Origin of the sequence: [Flexibacter] sp. ATCC 35208 (genome assembly GCF_001975825.1) — a bacterium.
Lineage (GTDB): Bacteria > Bacteroidota > Bacteroidia > Chitinophagales > Chitinophagaceae > Chitinophaga.
In genome coordinates, this window is record NZ_MTKN01000023.1 from 1 (window position 1) to 22479 (window position 22479).

At 45.6% G+C, this 22479-nt stretch carries 11 protein-coding genes; 1 reads left to right on the forward strand and 10 read right to left on the reverse strand.

Annotated elements, in window-relative coordinates:
- Positions 1-17: 17 nt before the first annotated feature.
- Both BW716_RS15985 and BW716_RS15990 read right to left on the reverse strand, forming a co-directional pair.
- Complete coding sequence (locus BW716_RS15985; RefSeq protein WP_083723772.1) at positions 18-416, reverse strand: SDR family NAD(P)-dependent oxidoreductase; 399 nt, start codon at positions 414-416, stop codon at positions 18-20.
- Positions 417-550: 134 nt separating this feature from the next.
- Entirely contained in the window at positions 551-1174 is a 624-nt protein-coding gene (locus BW716_RS15990) for a hypothetical protein (protein WP_083723774.1), read from the reverse strand.
- Between the two features lie 96 nt (positions 1175-1270).
- Here BW716_RS15990 and BW716_RS15995 point away from each other — a divergent pair, with 96 nt between their 5' ends.
- On the forward strand, positions 1271-1564 hold the full coding sequence (locus tag BW716_RS15995) for a helix-turn-helix transcriptional regulator (RefSeq protein ID WP_083723776.1): 294 nt from the start codon (positions 1271-1273) through the stop codon (positions 1562-1564).
- A 38-nt stretch (positions 1565-1602) separates the two neighbouring features.
- Here the strand turns inward: BW716_RS15995 and BW716_RS16000 are convergent, their stop codons facing one another.
- The 8 genes from BW716_RS16000 to BW716_RS16035 form a co-directional block, all read right to left on the reverse strand.
- Complete coding sequence (locus BW716_RS16000; protein WP_083723778.1) at positions 1603-3807, reverse strand: GH92 family glycosyl hydrolase; 2205 nt, start codon at positions 3805-3807, stop codon at positions 1603-1605.
- Positions 3808-3906: 99 nt separating this feature from the next.
- Positions 3907-4449: a collagen-like protein gene (locus BW716_RS16005; protein ID WP_083723780.1), complete on the reverse strand. Its 543-nt coding sequence runs from the start codon at positions 4447-4449 to the stop codon at positions 3907-3909.
- A 34-nt stretch (positions 4450-4483) separates the two neighbouring features.
- The gene (locus BW716_RS16010; RefSeq protein WP_083723782.1) at positions 4484-5452 is read right to left on the reverse strand and encodes a type IX secretion system membrane protein PorP/SprF; all 969 of its coding nucleotides are present in this window, start codon (positions 5450-5452) and stop codon (positions 4484-4486) included.
- Positions 5453-5532: 80 nt separating this feature from the next.
- Positions 5533-7254 (reverse strand): OmpA family protein, encoded by a 1722-nt coding sequence (locus tag BW716_RS16015; protein ID WP_083723784.1) that lies wholly within the window; start codon positions 7252-7254, stop codon positions 5533-5535.
- Positions 7255-7264: 10 nt separating this feature from the next.
- Entirely contained in the window at positions 7265-8272 is a 1008-nt protein-coding gene (locus BW716_RS16020) for a PorP/SprF family type IX secretion system membrane protein (RefSeq protein ID WP_083723786.1), read from the reverse strand.
- 29 nt (positions 8273-8301) lie between these two features.
- Positions 8302-12279, reverse strand: a complete 3978-nt coding sequence (locus BW716_RS16025; protein WP_083723788.1) for a PKD domain-containing protein — start codon at positions 12277-12279, stop codon at positions 8302-8304.
- A 5-nt stretch (positions 12280-12284) separates the two neighbouring features.
- Positions 12285-21146, reverse strand: coding sequence for a gliding motility-associated C-terminal domain-containing protein (locus BW716_RS16030; RefSeq protein ID WP_143708874.1), 8862 nt, complete (start codon positions 21144-21146; stop codon positions 12285-12287).
- A 28-nt stretch (positions 21147-21174) separates the two neighbouring features.
- Positions 21175-22473, reverse strand: a complete 1299-nt coding sequence (locus BW716_RS16035) for a DUF4302 domain-containing protein (protein ID WP_235643740.1) — start codon at positions 22471-22473, stop codon at positions 21175-21177.
- Positions 22474-22479 lie beyond the last annotated feature (6 nt).

Below are 22479 nucleotides of genomic sequence, written 5' to 3' on the forward strand. Positions count from 1 at the left end.
CCAATTGTGTAAGAGGACTAATCAGCGAGCCTTGTAGCAGCTTCGCGCATGGTATTGAAAGTACCTTTTACATTGATAGCAAACTGCCTGTCAAATTCTTCGTCAGTCGTATCTTTGATTAATTTATAGAGCAGGATCCCTGCATTATTCACCAGCACATCCATTCTTCCATATTGTGCTATTACGGTGTCGAACATTCTTTTTACTTCGTCGGATTTACTTACATCCGCCTGTATGGCCATTGATGCTCCGCCCTGCTCCTGGATAGCCGCCACGGTCTTGTCTGCCGCCTCTTTATTGCCAGCGTAGTTGATCACTACTGTCGCGCCTTCTGCCGCCAGTTTCAGCGCTATGGCCGCGCCAATACCTCTTGATGCACCTGTTACTAAAATAATTTTCCCTGTGAGCGTTTTCATATATCCTTTGTTTTGTGTTTGATAAAACAAAGGTCATACTTTATGCGCACAGAAAAATTACACAGATTAAAGGAAGAGATGTAAAATTCTAAGAAAGGTTATTGCCAGCACTCCCTGTTCTATTCTAACAAGGGTTATCGCAGCACCCCCTGTTCTGTCACCATTTCAAATACTTCGTCCAACTTACCATTGAACCATTCCTGCTCTTCTTCTGTAAATGCACGACAATATTGCATTTCACCCTGCAGAGAGCGGAATTTCTCATCTATAGGGCGGTGACTATAAAAAGCAGATTTACCGGCCTTCAGTTTATCCAGCCACTGTTTAACAGTGGCTGTTTTACTGACTGTTTTCATAACCGATTCCTCAAAATCGAAGCGAAGCACTTCACAAATGCCAGGCTGCAACAAGAGAGCATACTCGTCAGTATTTAATTGTAATATATCATAACCGTCTGGTTGTAACACCATGGGTTTCTGACCTTTGATAAGAAGCTCCATCTGTCCGCTTACTACCTGCTGAACAACAGTTCGGGGCGATTCTTCTGATACCACTACCAATACGGGTTGCTTAATAAAGTATACCAGATGTACCATGGCGAATCCATCTATGTTCCGCTCCTGTAAGAGTACATTTACATAGTTGGATTTGTATAAATAGGGTTTGGCAAACCGGTTAACATGCTTGAAATAGGGTAGAGAGAGAACGTCTTTAACTCTGAAATTTTCTACGGGGTTTACAGCTAATCTAAAATACATGGGTTAAGGTTTAACAGATCTATAGTAAAGTTCTTCCAATCTGCTGAATTGATACAACAGTATGATAAAATCGCATTTTTCCGATACCTTTGTAGTATGGAACACGTGGAAGTATTCAAAGCATTATCCAACAAGGCCAGGCTTCAGATATTACAATGGCTGAAGGACCCGGCAAATAATTTTCCGGCAGAAGGATGCTGCGAAAATGGCGTATGTGTAGGACAAATCCAGCTTAAAATGGGGGTTACACAATCCACTGCCTCTGAGTATTTATCGCTCTTACAGCGAACAGGACTGCTGACCGTGACCAGGCAGGGACAGTGGACATATTACAAAAGAAATGAAGATGCTATTAAAGAATTGGGAAAAATAATTCTGGAAGATCTATAAACAATACGGCCATCCTGAAAGGATGGCCGTATTGTTACCTATTCTCCTGATTTATAATTAATTGAAGAAGGAGGTAATGCCTGCTCCCCACTTCCCCACTGTTTATTTGGCGCAGCACCCATATCCAGCTCCAACACCCCGCCTTTCAATACCTCCTGGTGCGTAAACCAGGGCTTATTCAGCACTTTTCCATCCAGTTTTGCACTTTGAATGTACTTGTTCTCTCCTGAACTCTTAGGTGCATTGATCGTGAATACCTTACCATTTTCCAACTGTATCGTTACCTGCGTAAATACCGGGCTACCAATATTATACTGAGGAATACCCGGGGTTACCGGACAGAATCCCATCATAGAAAACACCACAAAAGCCGTCATACCCCCCCCATCTTCATCTCCGGGAATACCAAACAGGTTGTCTGTATACCAGGTATCCATTAGCATGCGGATGCGTTTCTGTGTCTTCCAGGGCGCTCCCAGGTAATTGTACAGGTAAGGGATGTGGAAACTAGGCTCATTGCCCATTACAAACTGCCCAACCAGCCCCGTTGCATCCGGGAAGGTATACCACAACTGGTATTTGCTTCTGCCCAGTCCTTCACGGAACAGCTGGTCCAGGTTCGCCTCTGCTGCCTTAGGGCCGCCCATCAGACCAAATAATCCTGTCAGGTCATGCTTTACATCCCAATTGTAGGTATATGCATTGTTTTCTGTGAAATAATCACGACCACCCTGACCACCTGAGAATTTAGGGTCAAATGGCTCGATCCAGCTGCCGGCGGAGTCCTTTGGCCACATAAAGCCTTTATCTGCCCGGAATACGTTTTTATAGTTAGCCGCACGCTTTAAAAACAATGGAACATCTTCTTTTTTACCTGCCGGTATAGCCAGTTGAGCGATACACCAGTCATCAAAGCTATTTTCCAATGTCACGGCCACAGATTGTCTGCGCTCAAAACCATGTACTTCACTCACCCACTCTTTCTCTCCCGGTCTGAGGGCAGGCATATAGCCATGTGTATTGTAAAAAGCATCCAGCTCTGTACCCGGGCCATTTCTCCACGGCAGCAGGGTTGCCTCTAAAGCATTCTTTTTTAGTCCTTCATATGCCTTGGCTACATCAAAATTATGTACGCCTTTGAACCACGCATCTGCCATCCACGCGGCGGCATGATTGCCCGTCATACAAGGCATATCGCCGGTTACGACTGCGAACGAAGGCATCCAGCCACTCTGCTCATACATCTGGATATAAGAACTGATCTTATCTGCTTCTGTAGAAGGGTGTAAAAGGGTCTGTAATGGTTCTAATGCGATATAGGTATCCCATAGCCAGTTATCCGCGTAAAAGGGCTTATCTGAGGAATGTACCTGGTGATCGTATGCGCTGTAATACTTACCGTACTCGTTGATATTGATCATACGCTCGTAAGTACGGTACAGAGAGGTATAGAATACCCGTTTCTGTGCAGGCGTACCGCCTTTCACATTGATCTGGCACAATACTTTATCCCAGGCTTTAAATGCCTTATCTTTTACTGCATCGAAGTTCCAGTCAGGGATCTCCTTTTGCAGGTTAATTTTTGCCTGTTCGATGCTTACAAAAGAAACACCGTATTTTACTGCTGTTGCTGCCGGCACTTCTGCCAGCAATATCTTTTGACCTTCTTTATCTAAAGTTTGTACACCTACGATCGGGGTGCTCAGCTCTGCATAAAAGTAAGCTGCCATGCCGTGGAATTGCTCTGTACCGGTGATCACCTGTTTGCCGGTTGCTTCGATAGTGCCTTTACCATTCAAAGGCTGAAAACGGAGATAGTGCTTCTCCTTTCCCTGGAAGTGAAAACGGAAATATCCGCTACGTGCTGCAGGCGTAAATTCTACCTGGTCCGCATCGTCGAGGAAAGTACTGTAATAGTAAGGCGTAGTACGCTCCCTGTCCCATACCCTGGGTGCAAAATAATCGTCGCCTGATATGGGCATCATACCAAAAAGGCTTTCCTGCCTGTGCGATGCAATGGTGAGTGGGAAATCATGAATGCGGTCATCCAGCTGATCTTTGCGGATGGGAAATACCCTCACCATACTATTAGGCAGGTGAACCGTAGGACGGGTGGGTTCCAGTATGATGCCCACACTGCCAATAGTGGGATCTACATAGTTGACATTGCTGGTTGTACTCTGTCCCCGTGCGAATGGGGAGGCAAATAATGCCATACCCAATAGCAGCCTGTTTAGTTGCATATCTTTCGTTTTTTTTGAGAGGACTAAAAATATAAAAAAAATCCGGTCACCCTCATTAAATGAGGACAACCGGAAAAAGGAAATCGGCAAGCTATATTCTTAGTCTTTCAGGTGCAGGTACGCCTTCACCTTGTTATAATCTTTCCAGTCCACAGCTGAACGTGCTGCTGTACCACCTGGGATCAAGACATACCTGTATTGCAGGATGATATTACCATCGTCATCATAACCGGTGCTTACATCGGTATTCGCATCGATTTCAATACCACCGGTCAGGAGAACAGGCATAATATTCACACTGTTATATACACTGAAATATGGCAGTGATACTATAGCCGGATCATCTGCTGTACCCAGATTCGCGTATACCATGACTGTGCCGCTTGCCAGCCAGTCAGCCGTGAGCTGTGGCACTTCAAATCCTGTATACCATATAGAATCACCTGCTGACGTTACATCGCCGGTAAAACCTAAGTTCAGCCATTCTGAATAAATAACATTTGCAGTACCGGAATCTCCCTTTTCACCTTGTGCACCGGTAGCCCCTGTTTCACCCTGTGGGCCTGTAGCACCATCCTTTCCACAGGATGCAAAAGCCAATGTTCCTAATAATACGAATGCATACAAAGTAAACTTTCTCATAGTCGGTTTGAGTTTAATTATTGATTAAGTGTTTTTACCAGATATTTCTTGGGCAGAGGTCCGCGTACCGGTTCCCTATCAGGATACCGACCAGTATTTCGTGCGAACCTTTGCTTGTAAGGTTGAGTGACGAGGTGGTGTAGTCGTAGGCATAGCTGACATTGAAAGTTGCATTTACATTTACACCCAGCATTGCAGCAATACCATCCTGATGGCGATAACTGGCGCCTAACCACACCTTATCCCTGTATTGAAATTTTGTATTTACTTCTACGCCTACGGGCAGTGATGCGATATATTTGATCATCACCGAAGGCAGCATACCGATATCTTCTGTTAGCCAGAAGCGATAACCTCCCGTGACAAACAGATGAGGAGTTGATGCTATATTCTGCATAGATACGCCTGCGAAATATTGACTGGAATACAGGTACAGACCCGCATTTACATCCGGCCGCCATTTGCCCAGCTCTGTACTCCCTGCAATTACGGGATCAGAGGGATCCTGCATATCCAGTTTGGAGGCATCCAGCGATACACGTTGTGCTCCCAGTGAAATACCTGCACTCAGGCTTACACCCGGTGCCAGCCCTATGTGGTGTGCATAAGTAGCGGTAGCAGAAAAACGGTTCAGCGGACCTGTATGATCATCCAGTATTGTCAATCCTGCACCGGCGTGTGTAGGTGGTACGGTATAGGTTTCCCAGTAAGCCCTGCCTCTTGGATTCGCACCTTCAGGATCAAAACCTGTTACTGAAGCCTGTGGGTAATCCGTCTTTCTCAATGGTCCGTGCAGTGTTAAATAGGTCGTAACAGGACTACCATTCACACCTGCCCATTGGTGCCGGTGGCTTGCTTTCAGGTCCCAATAGTTTTCAATACCTGCCACTGCCGGGTTCACAATAAATGTGTTTAGCATATACTGTGTGTAATGCGGCAGCTGTTGTGCATAAGTAGCATAGCAGCAGAGTAGCAGGAGACAGCTGGTCAGGTATATCTTCATATAATTACTGCTTTAGTATCTTCATGAGTTTTACTTCTATAAAATCATCATAGGTTTACTTCTATAAAATCGTCCTATTATTACTGCTTTAGTATCTTCAACTCAATTCTTCTGTTCAGTTGTCTGCCTTCGGGAGTATCATTCGTTGATACCGGCCTTGTATCGCCATATCCCTTATATTGTAAACGGGTTGACGCGATGCCTTTTTTCACCAAATAATCCACAAGGTTCTGCGCACGTTTTTCCGATAATTGTTGATTGTAAGCAGGTGTACCTACATTATCGGTGTGTGCACTAATTTCTATTTCCATGGTTGGATGTGCTGTCAGCACAGCGGCCAGTTCATCGAGTGCAGCGTAAGATTCAGCAGTGATCGTGTATTGGTTGTTTTCGTAGTAAATATGGTTGATTGGAATTGACGTATTGACAGACAAAGAAGATAAAGCAGGTAAAGACGGTGATGAAATAATACTGTCTTTTTTCACAACAGTAATCTTCTTTTCTTTTTGCAGACTAAACATCTGCAGACAGCACTGGGCGGAACGATCAGAACAGAAGATCACATCATCTAATAAGGAAGGGCCTTTGCTCAGGAAATAAATATCATCTTTTACATCATTTACCGGATAGCCGAAATTCAAAGGGGCTTCCCAATCTGCTGGATTGGCCGGATTGGCTGAATTTTCCTGCTTGCCTTTTGCATAATATAAATCATATCCTCCCATTCCCACTCGTCCATTGCTGGCAAATACAAGGGTTTGTTCTTTGGAGAAATAATATGGCGCCTGCTCATCATCTGCCGTATTAATTACTGCTCCTAAATTTTGTACAGCAGTAACACGACCAGCTGCATTTAATGATGCCACATACAAATCATATCCGCCGTACCCTCCTGCCTTATCGCTGGAAAAATACAAGGTATTGCCATCTACAAAAGGCTGCTGTGTATTCGAACCCGGTTTATTCACACTGGTATCCAGTTTCAAAGGCTCGCTCCATGTTCCACCCAGTAAACGGCTATAATATATCGCGGCGGATTTCTTACCGTTATTCACACTCCATTGTGTGAGATACATACCTTGTCCATCGGAGTCGATACTCACTGCACCCTGATGCATTTTAGGCGAACCTGCGATTCTCAATCGTGATACATGACTGGTATCGGGCGCCTGAAAGATTCTGTTGATGCCATTGGGTGTAGCCGTGAATAATAAACTATCACGAAACCATACCGGCGCATAAGTAGCCCCATCGTTATTAATCACGGATGAAAATTTGTTCACATGATAATCCCCAGGATCGCTACGTTGCAATTGCTCTTTTATAAATTTCAGATTACGCAATTCCTTCTCCGCTGCTGCACGATAAGTATCCTTTACACCATACGCCTGTAAAAAATGTTCAAATATGACAGTCGCCGAATCATACTTTGCCAGTGCCCGCAAGCTTACTCCATAGTAATAAGCCGTGAGTGGAAACTGGTTGTTATCATACGTCAGCGCCTGCTGAAAATAAGGCGCTGCCTTAGCAGGATCATTCAGTCTTCTATAACTATCTGCTAACTCATACACTGCCTGCTGCTCACTACCTGCATATTTCACATCTGCCACTTTCCCTGCATAAGGGCTATAGTTCACATTCCGCTGCGTACCACTTGCCAGGTATTTTTCATAATACAGTGTAGCAGAATAATAATCTTCCTGCGCATAATAGCGGGTTGCTGCTTTCAGATAAATTGCTTTATGCTGCGCCATTCCCTGTAAGGAACAAACCATCAGCACCAATATCAATAATTGCTTCATGTCGTGTTGATTATAATCTTGGACAAACAAATGCGCCGGCAGGTGTCTTTACCGTTTTCCTGCCAATGAAGGATAAGGAAATCTCAAAGCTGTTCGCTCCCCTGGTTAGTTTTCCAAGGTCTGAGGAGTTCACATCATAACTCATTCCCAGCATAAAGCTTTTGTAGTTAAAGCCTGCGTATACAGCGAATGCATCTTTAAAACGGTAGTTGGCACCCAGCATGACATCCGTTTCTTCTGTCACAGTGTATTGGCCAAATGCACCTAACATTTTCTCTTTCGCCGTACCTTGTTGCATATACATTACATTCGGTGTAATGGTGAATAAGTCCGACACATAACATCGGATACCACCATGTGCTATATACCGCACAGGTATGCGCGCATCGCTACCTACTGCAAACTGATCCTGCGGACGATTTATATGCGAAGCAGAGAACCCTGCAAAGAGATTGTATTTCTTACCGGGTGTAGCATCGTAATAGAGGAAACCCGCACCCGCATCAAAAGCAATGGCTGAAGTACGCTGGAAGCCATCTACCGTTGTATTCAGGGGACTATACCCTGTGAGCGGATTCCACTGATCCCCGAAATGTAATTTGGCAGGATCAAAACGACGCTGTATAAAACCCATCTGTAATCCAAACACTACGCGATGTTGATCTACCGCGCCAAATGTGACGCCTGTATAAGAAACACTGCCATACCCACTGGTATATTTATATCCACCATCGCCGGCTGCCTGGGTCAGCAAGCTACCACCGTAGTTGATATGTTTTGTCGTCGTGGCATCTGCCGCCACACCGTATGTTTTAAAAGGACTATTCACACTACCCCACTGTGAGCGATAAATACCAGATACCCGGTAATTACCATCAAATATGCCTGTGAGAGCAGGATTCAGAAAAGCAGGATATACATAGTATCCTGAAAAGTGGGGGTCTGACTGCGCCAGCAGCTTTTTACCTGTCAGACTCACTAAGATCAGCATCAGCCATGCTTTGGTAAAAGTTCTCATGATGTCAGGATTTTGGTTGAATACTTTTATTATTTCAGGATCGCTACATAACCTGTTATTGGAGCAAACCCATTCTTTAATCTGATCACATAGTAATAGGTGGCCAGCGGCAATGGTTGCCCATTGTAAGTGCCATCCCACGCAGTGCCGTAGCCTGTAGATTGATATACCAGCTGGCCATAGCGGTTAAATACCTCTATTGAACAACCCGCATAATCACTGAGGTTTGTAATCACCCAGGTATCATTGATATGATCGCCGTTGGGAGAAAATGCATTGGGTACTTTGACTGGCTTCAACACTTTCACTGTCGTTTCATCACTGGCTGTACAACCGCCTTCGCCTTTGGCGGTGAGGGTATACACCACATCTTCTGTGGCAAACAGTGAAGGACGAAGTATATCATCTGCTGATAAGCCATCGGCAGGTGTCCACACAAAACTGAGATTGTCTGCATCATTAGCGGTAGCTTCCAGTACCAATGGTGTACCCTGTGCTACGGTGAAAGAAGGCCCGGCATCTACAACTGGCTGTAAATACACTTTTACGGAATTTGTCGCCGGGTCAGCCGCGCAACCGGCGCTACTGGTGACTACGAGCGTTACATTATAATCACCAGGGCTGGCATATCGTTTTACAGGATGGCGGGAGTCGCTGGTGCTGCCATCGCCAAAGTCCCATGCCCATGCCGAAATCGTACTATTCACGGCAAAGCTTTCATCTGTAAATTCATTGTCCGTACCCTGACACAGCGTATCCGGCGACACCGTAAAGGCAGCTATAGGTTTGTCATAGAACGACCGGAATGTTTGGGTCGTATCATCTACACACCCATATGTAGATGTTGCGACCAGGTTGATCTTATAAGATCCCTTTGCAGCATATACATGTGCAGGAGAGGTCTCTGTACTGGTAGCACCATCGCCAAACGACCAGAGATAATCTTTTGCATTGGAAGATGTATTTGTCAATATCACGCCATCTGGCAGACATACACTCTTTGGCAATTTGAAAGCTGCTACCGGTAGTGGATATACATTTGTAGTTACTTCCCCCGTATCACCTGCACAACCCAGATCACTCACTGCTACCAGCTTCACTACATAAGCACCAGCCGTAGCATAAGTATGTTCAAAGGTGGTATTCCCTGTCTGTGTACTACCATCACCCAGGAACCAGGACCAGCTTACAATGTTGCCTGTAGACTGATCTGACACTGTTACCGGCAATCCTATACACACATCGCCCGCTACTGTAAATGAAGTACGCGGAGCTGGATTCACCGTCACTGTACCTGCAACGGAATCTACACAACCACCATCGGAAGTAAACACATACCAGATAGTGTGCGAACCAGCTCCTGCCACTGAAGGTTGAAAATTGCCAGCGGCATCAGTAGCCAGCCCCCGGTAGACACCAGTACCGGTTACGCCATTTGTAACTCCGGCAAGCGCAATTGAAATTGGGGTCTTTGCGCTTTCACAAACAGCTGGTATAGCAGCGTACGTGAGCATTGGCTTCAAATTGAAAGTCGCCTTTACCAACGTATCCGCTGTACAACCATTTGCGGTCGTTACACTGTGCCGGATATTGTAGGAACCATAGTAAGTATAGGAATGAACAGGATCAGCGTCTGTGGCAGTAGTGCCATCTCCAAAATCCCAGGTATACCCTGTCAGCGCCTGTGCGTCTGTAGTGGTAGCCGTACTGGTAAACTGTACCTGACCACCTGCTGGCATACAATTGAGCGGATATGTAAAAGAAGGGGCCGGATTGTCAAATACCTGGATCGTCTTCTTTACTGTATCGCTTATACACACAGCACTTACCTTCGCTACCATTTTCACGGTATAAATACCGGCGCTGTCATAAGTAGCTGTGTTTTTCACATTGCCATAATCCCAAAATAATGATGATATACCCGATGTACCACTATAGGTAGAATTGTCTGTGAATGTTGCGCTATTGCCTTCGCAGGGTAAAGGAAAATTAGAAGTATAATCTGCTACTGGTTTAGCAAAACTCCTGATGGTAATACTGGTATCGCCTACACAACCTTCCTGTGAAATGACTTTTAGTTGTACAGCCTGATCGCCGGCTCCCAACATATGATTCACGGTCTTACCGGAATCAGCAGAATCGCCAAATGTCCACAGCCATTTTTGAATTGCATATCCATTCCCTGTATCTTCTCCACTAAAATGAATGGTATCCAACACACAATCAGATACACGATTATAAGTTGCTACTGCATAAGGTCTCTCTTTTACTGTTACAGAAAAATTCACTTCTTCTATGTTATTACAGTTCTCAATATGGGGTGCAGTTGATATCACTGTCACATCATACACACCCGCTGCCGGAAATTGTGTAACAGTACCCAGTGAATAATGATAATAAGTAACACCTTTTAGCAGCAACATCGAATCTGCCACCGGTGCATTGTTTGTCACATCAGTACCTCCAAACGAACTTAGTTGCCATACCAGTTTAGTGGGTTGATAGGTGAGCAGCACAGACAATTTCACGGGTGTATTCACACAGGTAAATTCACTCACACCTTTGCTGGTATCAAATTGGTTTTTGATTTGTCCGATTGCATTCAGGTTGTTGATAAAAGTACCGGCATTGTAACCATAACTTTCAAAATCTCCTACCCCATAGGTCACTGCTGTAAATCCTGAATCGCAGGATACACTACACTGTGCTTTTTGAGCATTCCAGCTCTTCACGACTACGGTATATCCGGGTTTATTAGGATGTGCATAAGTAGCGTTGAAAGTAGTACCCCCATCAATCTTCAACGAATTCATTCCACTATCGGGCACTACCAGCGTCAAATGATTGGTTTCAATTCCTTCTTCGGTGTTACGGTAAAAGCCCACTTTTTTAGTTGCCTGCTCTATTGGGCTCAGGTAAATCATTTCAGGGTCACCGGGACCATTGGTGGCAGGACATGCATTTTTAGATGCCATGAACTGTGCCATCATCACCGGCTTATCTGCTTCAATATAATCGGCTGTATTGCTTTCGAACTGATAGGTGTTATTGACAGTCATACCTGTAAGCACCATGCCATTTCGCTTTACAACCGTAGCAGGATCCTTCACCAGTACTTTGTAAATGTTTGTCTGGTAAGCAGTAGCCGACCTGCCTGAAAGTGGCGCTGTCAAATATTTTTTACCCCATGCCTGGTAAGGAAATACCTGTTGAATAATGTTGTCCCCACTGCCAGGTGTATAACCGGAACAACCAATATAGGTACGACTGCTGCCTGAGAATACGCCAATGGGAAAACACTTTCCATCCGAATTACCGATCGAGCGTGCGGTAGAACCAGTCAGGTCCTCTCCTTTCCCACTCCCTAACGAAGCGCCTATCAGCTGGTAAATATCTCCTTTCTGTAATGTCACCGTAAAAGGCACATTCGCGGCATGACCAGACCGGGTAGACCGGGAAGGGACAATCTCCACCACTGTATTATTTTCCTTTGCAACGACATACATCCAGGAAAAACAGTTGTCTGCAAATTGCTGCTCACTGTTCAGTGAGATATAAGAATACCCCCATGTCACGATCGGCATCAGCATGGTAGCGCCTGAGGACTGACTACCATAAATATGTGCATATGCGACAATCGGTACATTACTTTCAATGTGAATGGACTTGTTATTAAATACCTGCTCCCCGCCCATACCTCCATAAGATGGTGGTAACGACACCAGCCTGGCATCGTACGTACCTACCTTTGGAATGGTCTCTGTCGCTACTACTGTATTCGCCGGTATAGTGTAGGTACGCGTCCAGGCAGTGCCATAGATGCTGACTGTCACGGTAGCCGCTTCTTCCGCACTCAGGTAGATCACCATATCCTGAGAGTTGGACATGCCAGGCTCCATGAACTGGTGGTGACCATATCCTACCCAGAACTCCTTCCCTTTGTTGGAAAGGCCCTGGGCAGCCGCCTGCAGCGAACACAGTAGTAGTAGAACAGGTATATATCTCATAATGGTTATCTGATCAGGTTAATAACTCCTTTCTTTTCCACCGTGCTGCCATCTATCAGGTGCATTCTGCACACATACATGTACACGCCTGATGGCTGTGGTTTGCCGTTGTAATTACCATCCCATCCACGCTGCTGGTCATCGGTTTCGAACAGCTTCTCACCCCACTGGTCAAAGATCATCAGGTGCATATCGTGAATGATGGCGCCATATACTTTCAGTACATCATTAACTGCATCTCCATTTGGTGTGAAGGCGTTTGGTATATAGATACCGTCTACCAATGTGGAACCTGTCACCGCATTGCCTTCTACGGTTTCACAACCCAGTGCCCTTACATGCAGGGTAACTTCCTGCGATGGCTGCAGACCGGTGATGGTATGAGACAATGTACCGGTAGGGATGATCCAGTTCAGACCGTCGGTAGATACTTCATAGCCGGTGGCATTGGGTACTGCCGCCCATGAGAAGCGCAGTACGCTCACACCAGCTGAATCCACCATGGCTATCGGTGCTGTCAGTTGTGGTAATACAGTCAGTACGGCTTTGGTACGGGTGGTATTGTAACAACCATCTTTAATTGTTTCGAGATAATACACAGCGGATGCCTGTGCATTGGAAATTGTCAATGTGCTACCTGTATAAATCAGGGTGCCTGCTGCATCGTACCAGTTATACACCACATCTGCTGCAGGACTTTGTACAGCGAAAGATTCATTTGTACCGATACAGGTGGCCAGTGAATCTTTTACAAGGATCGCTGCTGCAGGGCCTTTTACTTCGATGGTTGCAGCCGTATCGGCCACACAACCATCTACAGCAATGAGCTGTAAAGTAGCTGTATAGTCTCCGCCGGCGGTGTACTGGTATTGCGGGCTTTGTATGCTATCAACTGCACCGTTACCAAAGTTCCATTGCCACTTTCTGATCGCTACACCATTGCTGGTAACACCATTGCCTGTGAAGTGAACCGTATCGCTCACACAACCATTGAAGTCGTAAGTGAAGGATACATTTGGTGCGGCTATTACTGTCGCCGGGATATAGTCGATCTTATTATTATCACAACCTTCAAAGCTTACATCGTTCATAATGACAGGTATATAATACATACCTGATTTGCTGATGGTAAACTGCTGATCAGGTACAAACGTGTAGTACTTGCGGCCATTGGCAGTGAAGGAGTCCACTGGTACAGGGTTCTGTTGTACGATATCGGCAGCTGGTGTGATATAGCGCACCTGGCTCACCTGCCATGTAATCTGTTGCGGGCGGGTCGTTGATGTAAAGGATATAAGAAACGGTGTATTCGGACAAGTGTAGGCACTGGTCTGTGTAGTATCGCCATATACATTTGTAATACCAGCACGGGTGTTCAATACCTTTACCAGTGTACCTGCATTGTAACCATAGCTTTCATCATCACCCAAACCATATGTGATACCTGTGAATGCGGAGTCGCTGGATGCAAGCGCTTGTGCTTTACCGGCTTCCCATCTTTTTACCACAACGGTATAACCGCTCAGATTAGGATGTTTATAAGTATAATCAAAGTTGCCGGTGCCATCTATCTTCAGGCTCTTCACCCCATTATCAGGAATGACAAGCGTGAGGTAGTTGCTCATTATTTCAGTCTCGGTATTGCGGTAAAAACCGACCTGTTTAATACCCTGTTCGATCGGACTGAGGTAAATCATTTCAGGATCACCATAACCAGCTGTGTTAGAGCAGTATCTTCTGGATGCCATGTATTCTGCTACCATTACCGGTTGGTTTGCTTCGATATAATCTGCTGTGAGGCTCGTATATTGGTAGTAACGACCATTGATCAGGCCTGTCAGTTGTTTGCCATTTAACTTTACGACTGTTGCAGGATCTTTTACCAGCACACGATATACGTTCTGCATCAACACTGTTGCATCATCATCAGTAGAAGTTGGTGCTGTGAGATAACGCTTGCCCCATGCCTGTGAAGGGAAACACTGTTGTATGAAGTTATCCCCATTACCACCCGTACCATCTGCACTACAACCTACGCTCGCACGGCTGCTACCGGAGAACACTGCTATTGGATAACACTTACCCTGGCTATTGGATACTGAGCGGATACGTGTACCTGTCAGGTCAAAACCATTCTGTCCGTTGATCATTGCACCCATAAGCTGTAATACCTGACCACGGCCCAGTGTGACTGTGAATGGTACATTTGCCGGATGTCCGGACCAGGTAGGCGCAGAAGGTGTGATCTCTACGACAGTGTTTGGCTGGTCAGCTACTACATTCAGCCAGGAATGACTGTACATGTCGTAGTGTTGCGTATAGTTGAGCGACAGGTATTCGTAACCATAGGTACCTACAGGCAATAACATGGTTGCACCGGAATTGCTGCCATCGTATATATGTGCATAAGCTACCACCGGTACGTCACTTTCTATGCAGATGCCCCTGTCGTAAATGCCTTCTGTCAACAAACGGGCATCGTCCAGACCTGATTTCGGAATAGGATCTGTCGCTACCACAGCGTGAGCGGTGAGGCTATAATGTTTTACAAATGAAGTTCCATTGACCCGGAGGGTTACATTCGCAGCCTGGTCAGCACTGAGATAAATCACCATGTCCTGGCTATTCACACTTTCAAAATCCCAGTTATGTCCATAGCCTACCCAAAAGCGGGTACCCATGTTAGAACTGTCTGCAGCAGGGAGTAATACAGGTACGACAGCATCTGTACTATCTACAAGGCCAGTGAATTTATCAATGTAGTGCAGGTCATGTGCTGCGATATAGTTCTCCTGATCATGTACGAAACTGGTATCGCCACTGCTGATCCACTTACCTGCTGCATTGGTGCGACCCAGTTTGAGCAGGGATTGGTTTCTCACCGTTCCCTGCCATGGGTCCATGTAGTGTTGCTTTAAGTCGTAGGTATAAAGAGCGCTTTGCGAAGATTCTATTTTGGTGTAGAAATACATATACTCTGCATCTGCTGGCAGATTGGGAGGTATGGTACCTGTATATCTCCTCATGGTCACAGCAGATGGAGCCGCTGCACTGGCATTCCAGGTTACATGAGCGACTGTATCAGACCCCATCATGAATACCTGTGTACCACCTACGGCAGGAGTAGCAGGAATCGCAGTGAGGGCTGCTGGTTCACTGGTGGGTGTGAATTCGAAAGCACCCAGATCAGGCACACCAGTTGCAAAAGTTTCTGCACGGGCGCTGTCATTGAAGTCATGGTTATTGCCCAATACCTGTACACCACGGCCCTGCAATGCCCATACATCTGCATTGGCTACATTTGGATGCAGGTCTGTATTGCTGACGAATGCCGGTTTGTACACAAGTGAATGTTCATCCAGACCGGAAGCGCTCATCCAGGCAGGCAGCGTATTATAGTTTACACCTGCTGTGGTGGCGAGTACAGAACCTGTTGAATACAGCAGGTTGTAGTCAATGTTTTCGTTGTCTTTATCTGATACCGTCAGGGCTACATTGCCACCTCCATGATAGAAGATATTGTTATACCCAACGGTTCTGCTGTTATCATCATGCGCCATGTAAGCCGCAGCATTGGCGGTACCTGTAGCTGTTGAGAAGTTGGCAATTGTATTATTGTAGTAGCTGCTATTCTCATCACCTTTTACATACAAACCATATACGGTTGCATTGGTGGTATTGATGCTGACCACGTTATTCAGCAGGTTAGTAAAGTCACCATAGCCTTTATAAATGCCATACAGACTACCTGTATTACCAGTACCGGCGATGATGGTATTGGCTTCTATGGTATTCGGGTTGGCACTGTTTGCAAAGCAATAGTAGATATACATACCGTACACACCTGCGGAGGTATTATTGATCGTAACGGTATTGTGAGATATTACACAACCCGTATCTGCATAGCGCAGGTAGATGCCATAAGGTTTGCTATACAATGTACCTGTAAAGTCAATGGTATTCTTCTTTGCCTGCACACTGTCCATATAGTAGAATACCAGTCCATACCTGTATACACCACTGATCTTATTGCTATCCACAACATAGCCATGCAGCATATCTCTTTCACCATAACCATTCAGGTATACACCATTTGTACCATTCTGAATGGTATTGCCTTTGATCACATTATGATGACCTCTGAAGGAATTACCATATACACCTGAGGTAGTGGTACCGGAGGAGGTAGTAGCCGGCATGGTGATCTTACAATTCAGGATGCTATCATAAGAAGCGGTACCTGTGAAGACAACACCATTTCCATAGTTCTTATTACCTGGCTGAATGGTCAAACCATTAAAGGTGATATAGCTTGCACTATCCAGCTTTACCACATAGTTATCATCGTCATTGGCGGCAGTATAGGTAAGTATCGTACCTGTTTCTCCATAGAAGCTAATACGGCTGTCAGGCCCTGCACCCGGTACCGGATGCATATACATCTGCTCATTATAAGTAGCAGGTGATGCGTGGAAATTGACAGGACCATCTATACCACATTCCAATGCTGCCACTGCACTGCTGAATGTCTGGAAGTTTGTCGCGCTGACAGGTGCGGCAGGATTGATGGTATAATCACCGGCAGCAAATGCGGCATTCATATTTACATTGGCAACTGTGGAATAAGCGGTATCACCACCACATGCTACTGCACAACGGAAGTAGTTTTCGAATGTCAATTTCGTTTGTAATTCCGCTACATACAATGGGTTCCCGATATTCGTCCATGGGCCGGCAGCTGTTTTCGCCATCTGCCATTGGAAGGTTTGGGTACCACCGGTGGAATTACCTGTCAGGCTCAGTTTGATAGAATCACCCAAACAAATGCTGGCAGCAGGATCTACCACTGCTGTACCGGCCAATGGTGGCGCTGTACAGGCAGGTATTGTGATTTCATAGGCACCGATATCAGGGGTGTTGATATTCCTGGGCTTACCTGATATATCGGTAGTGACACCTACTGATGCACCTGCATTATCAAACGGAGAGATGATAGGTGTAAGATTGCCACCAGCCAGATCAGCATAGACAGGATCAATATTGATGGATTTTGCATCCTGACCGCTCACCGCCTGCCAATCTGCAAATGTAGCCACACCGTTATTGGAATAGTAACCAATGAAGGCATTGGCACCACTTACGAAATAGTTATTATTGTTGATCACAAATTGACTGGTACTATTCCCTAAATACATTGCATACTTCTCTCCGGTACCTGTTCCTTTTATTGAAATGCTATTGTTCAGCATCTGTACATTGGATACGTCTCCTACATGGTTAAAGCCATACAGGCTGCCATTGTTAGTAGTAGAGAAATCCACCGTATTGTGATAGTAGTTTACATTGTCTGAAAAAGCGTTACTGAACGCAGTCGCAATACCTTCACCATTTATACCATACACCACATTGTTGCTCACTGTAGAGACGCCACCTGTAGTATTGTCCCTGTTATCGTTCAGTTCTACGGCTGTAAAACCGGCGCCACTGGTCAGGTCATTCCCGAATGGATTGGTGAACACGTTGCCATTGATGACCATGCGGCTTTGCCCGCCGGCACTGATACCCACAAAGTAGATCTGGTAATTAGAGTTAGGGCGGGAGAAACGGTTGCCGGAAATCGTTGTCTGGTCAGTATTCATCGTCATTACACCATAACTATAAAAGTCTTTGATGTCATTATTCACAATCCTGTTATTAAAAGACAAGCCCTTATCTGCCATTACCTGTATACCTCTCACCCCACCGGCAATAACACAACGCTCTACCAGGTTACCATCTGCAAATGAGCCGGGATATTCACCCCATTCTTCTCCCCCGTTATTGATCACCACACCGATGAAATCAGTACCATTCAGCGGTTCTGCAATTACAATGTTACATCTGCGAATCACGTTGCTGTCAGCATCATGTATCAACTGTACACCATATCCATATGCACCACTTCCTGTAGCATCTACTGTCAGGCTATCCAGGATCACATGGTCAGTGCCATCAAGCATGATCACACCTCTTGCAGTCGTCACATCGGAAGAGTAATGGATAGTATTTCCATTTCCATTGAAAGTAACAGTATTCAAAGCAGATGTTCCCCTGATAGCTTCCAGGTGCAACTGCTCTTCGTAAGGACCAGATCCAGCTACGACATTGAACACTACAGGACCTGTGATACCGCAACTCAACGCATCGGCAGCTGTAGCAAAACTGGTGAAGTTGGTCGCACTTGCAGGTGCACCTTTATTAATCGTATAGGTATTTGGCGCCATAGCAGGGTTCACCGTCAGCAATAGCGGTGTGGAATACGATGTACTGCCACTACAGGTCACTGCCACGCGATAGTATAAAGAAGTGGATGAAGTAATGATGGTATCAGGCGCTGGCAGCGCTGCTCCCAGGTTGGTAAAAGGCCCTGCTATATCCGTAGCCGTTTGCCACTGGTATGTTTGTCCACTACCCACAGAGTTGCCGGAAAGAGACAAGACCACATTCGTATTCACACATACCGGGTTTTTCCCTGATATAGTAGTACCAGCAGTTGGAGGTACTGTACACACAGGCGCCGTATATTCATATGCACCTAAGTCCGGTGTAGTATGACTACGTGCGGCGCCTGTGATGTCCAGATCAATAGATACATATTCACCCAGGTCATCCATGACACTGCTCCTTGGCAGGAAATTGCCGGTAGCAGGATCTGCAAATACGGGGTTAGTAGATACAGATGCTTTGTCCAGACCGGATGCCACCTGCCATGCAGCAAGGGTAGCGGCCTTATACCCTATGAATGCTGTCTGTACACCGGGTGCTATAAAATAGTTATTCCTGTCTGCATCCAGGTAGGCCGGATCGGACAGGGAGTACATACAATATTTATTGCCCACACCAGTTCTGGAAACCACGACCACATTGTATTTAAAGATATTTGCTGCGGAAGCCGCATCCATGTTCACGCCATAGGTACCAGCAGTACCCGCAGGCATATTTCCATCCATCACAATGGTATTATTGTAGAACCAGGTATTGTTTGTATTCTGGATCTGCATACCCGTATTCTCGCCACGGCCATTCATATTATAGACCAGGTTATTCTCAATTCTATTCTCCAAACCAGTGAGGCTGCTTACCCCCTGACAATTGATGGCAATCGCATTATTCAGACTGGTGAGGTCAGCACCAAATGGATTGCTGATGATATTGCGGGCGATAGAAGCCTGTGTATTCAGATTGGCCAGATCGATCGCATAATAAAACTGTTGAGAATTAGTACGTGCAGGGCGGCTGATTTGATTACCCACTACCTGCAACTTATTGGTATATTGGGCACTGATGCCGCCTAACCAGCCATCTAACAGCTGGTTATTGATGATCTTATTATTCCCGGCTGCATCAGTTACATTGCCACGAATAGCGATATTGTAAATACCTCCTGTAATGGTATTGCCGGTAATGGTATTGTAATCACATCTGGAATTATCTGTATCGTAAAATCCACCGCCATTGATCACAATACCCGCAAAGTAATAAGATTCAGATTGTGGACCATTGGAGATTGTACAGTTGGAGATCGTATTATAATCCGCATCATTCGTCAGTTGCACACAATACCCATATCCTGAATTGGAAGCGCTAATGGCGGTGATCTGAAGGTTATTGATCGTAATATAGTCCGCTCCGTTCAGACCGATTGTATACAGCTTATCATAATCGGAACTCACATAATCAAGGGTATTGCCATTCCCATTGATGGTGACTGTATTTGTAGCAGAGGTACCGGCAATAGGATTGATAGTTACCTGTTCATTGTAGGGACCGGAACCTGTCACCACATCAAATACCACAGGTCCGCTAATACCACATTTCAAATAGTCAATCGCTGCGGCAAAGGTCTGGAAGTTAGTACCACCGGTAGCCTGTGCACTATTGATGGTAAAATTGCCCTGCGGCAGTACAGGCGATAATACCTGTACGCCTGCAGTAGCTGATGCAAGACCAGAACTACTACAGGTCACTACACAACGATACCAGCTGTCAGCTGTCTGGGTCACGGTCGCAACGGGGCTGGTAGCACCGCTGATATTGGTCCATGTACTATTGTTTGTTGAAGATTGCCATTGGTAAGTAAGGCTGGAAGCGACTGAAAAGCCACTCAATCGCAGACCTACTGTTCTGGCCAAACATAAATTCGTCACATCGGTAGTGACAGTACCTGCTACTGGTGCACCTGTACAGGCAGGTGCCGCTGTATATGCAAATACGATATTCGGTCTGTAAGTCAGTGTTCCATAAGCGGTGGTATTCGTAATACCACACGCTGTTCCACTGGTATTATCTTTATAAGTATGTTGGCCATTAAAGCTCACAGCAGAGTAAGCCAGGGCCGCATTCTTACTGCTCTTGGCAGCACCGGCTTCCCCACTGCAAATTTCTATAATGATGTTATCCACCCCATTCCAGTTGAATGGTGAGGAAAAGGTGAAGAGGTTTGTACCTACTACAGGTTGATAGTTGGCCGGGCCGTATACATTGGTTGTACCGCTTTCCCAGCTATTAGTGGCCAGTGTGGCGGTGGTCGTGCTGCCAATACTGATGGCATAGCCTTCCAGCACCCCCACAGTGCGCAGGTCAAGAACATTAAAGCTCAATGCACTGATAGCTCCGGGTCCCATACCTGCCGCTTTCAGCTCGGCAGCTGTATACAGGTATTGTGCCCTGGTACGGTTTCCATAGTCCTGTAATGGACAGGGATACCCCGTCTCACTATTCGTGGCGGTACCCGTACCAATACTAATATTTGTCTGGGCAACTGCCTTGTGCAGTCCCATCAGCAACAATACTATCAAACAGGTTAAAGTAGTATACCTTCTCATCATCTTTGGAGAATTTTCGGAAATGAATGAATTAATACCAGGTTATCCATGTCTTACCATCTTTGGCACTCACCATATCATAGGAGGTTGAAGTGGTTTGTACGAGGTAATAGCCATTGGTATCGGCAAATAGTGTTCGGGCAGCAGTTACAGCTGTTTCTCCATCAGGAGCAGTACCGAAAAAACCGTAATAAGTAAACTTAATACGACCATCATCTGTGAAAGTGGGCGCCTTGAATGCAGGGGCATAAGACAGTGTCGCACCATCCGACTCAAGGGTTACAAAACCCAGCAGGTCATAACTGCCGCCGCCATATTTAGGATAGAAGATCAGGAAGTAATAGTTTGGCAATGCCGCAAAGTCTAAACCGTCATTCACCCCATTCACATGGAAACCTGTATAATTTGAAGAATAACTACCGGTAGCCACGATGGCGTCGTACCATTTTTTAGGCAGCGTTTTGTCCACTACCAGTGGTTTGGCCGTTTCGGCAATCGTAGCAGCTGTACCATTCACTGTAAGGGATAACGTCGTATTGGCAGCATTGAATTTCACATTGTCGAAACCAGTGATCACCATATCTCCTACTGTGATAGCGGGATAAAAAGCGATACCACCCGGCGTAGGATAAAAACCTATATTTACTGAATGTGAGGCTCCTGCTGCATCGATCCAGTTCACGATTGCATTGCGGGAAGAAAAGTTGATGGTAAAATCAAATGCCTGCTCACCTATGGTCAGGCGTTTGAAATACGTGAGGAATTTGGAGATGCTGTCTATATCATTCTTCTGTGGTGTACCAAGATATGCGGCTTCCTCTGCGGCTGTTGCTGCTACAAGAAATGCCTTGCTTTCATGATAACGACCTGTGAGCTGAATAGTATCTGCACGAATGCCATCCAGTATAAATTCAAAATCAGAATACAATCCTTCGCCATATACACCACCATTCACAGCCCCATCCGGATCAGCCAGTTCATGCAGATAGGAATAAGTGTCAAACAGCAAACAGGTTTGCTGCAGGGCCTTGAGCCGATAACTGCTTTCCTTCAGGGTTACGGAAGAAACAGCATCAAAATCAGCTAACATTTTCACCCTGTTGGAATCGTTGAACTGCATGTAAAATGAATATGTACCACCATCCATGCCGGCAGGTGCAATGATCATTTTCCAACCATGTGTAGCACTGGTCAGCATGCTCTGATAGCGGGCCAGCGTGTCATTGAGACGGTTGTCGGGGGAATTCCCAAATACATCATCTTCTGCTTTATGACAGGCGCTCAACGCAGAGATGATTAAACATATATAGAGTAAAGATTTGCGCATCATAGTTGG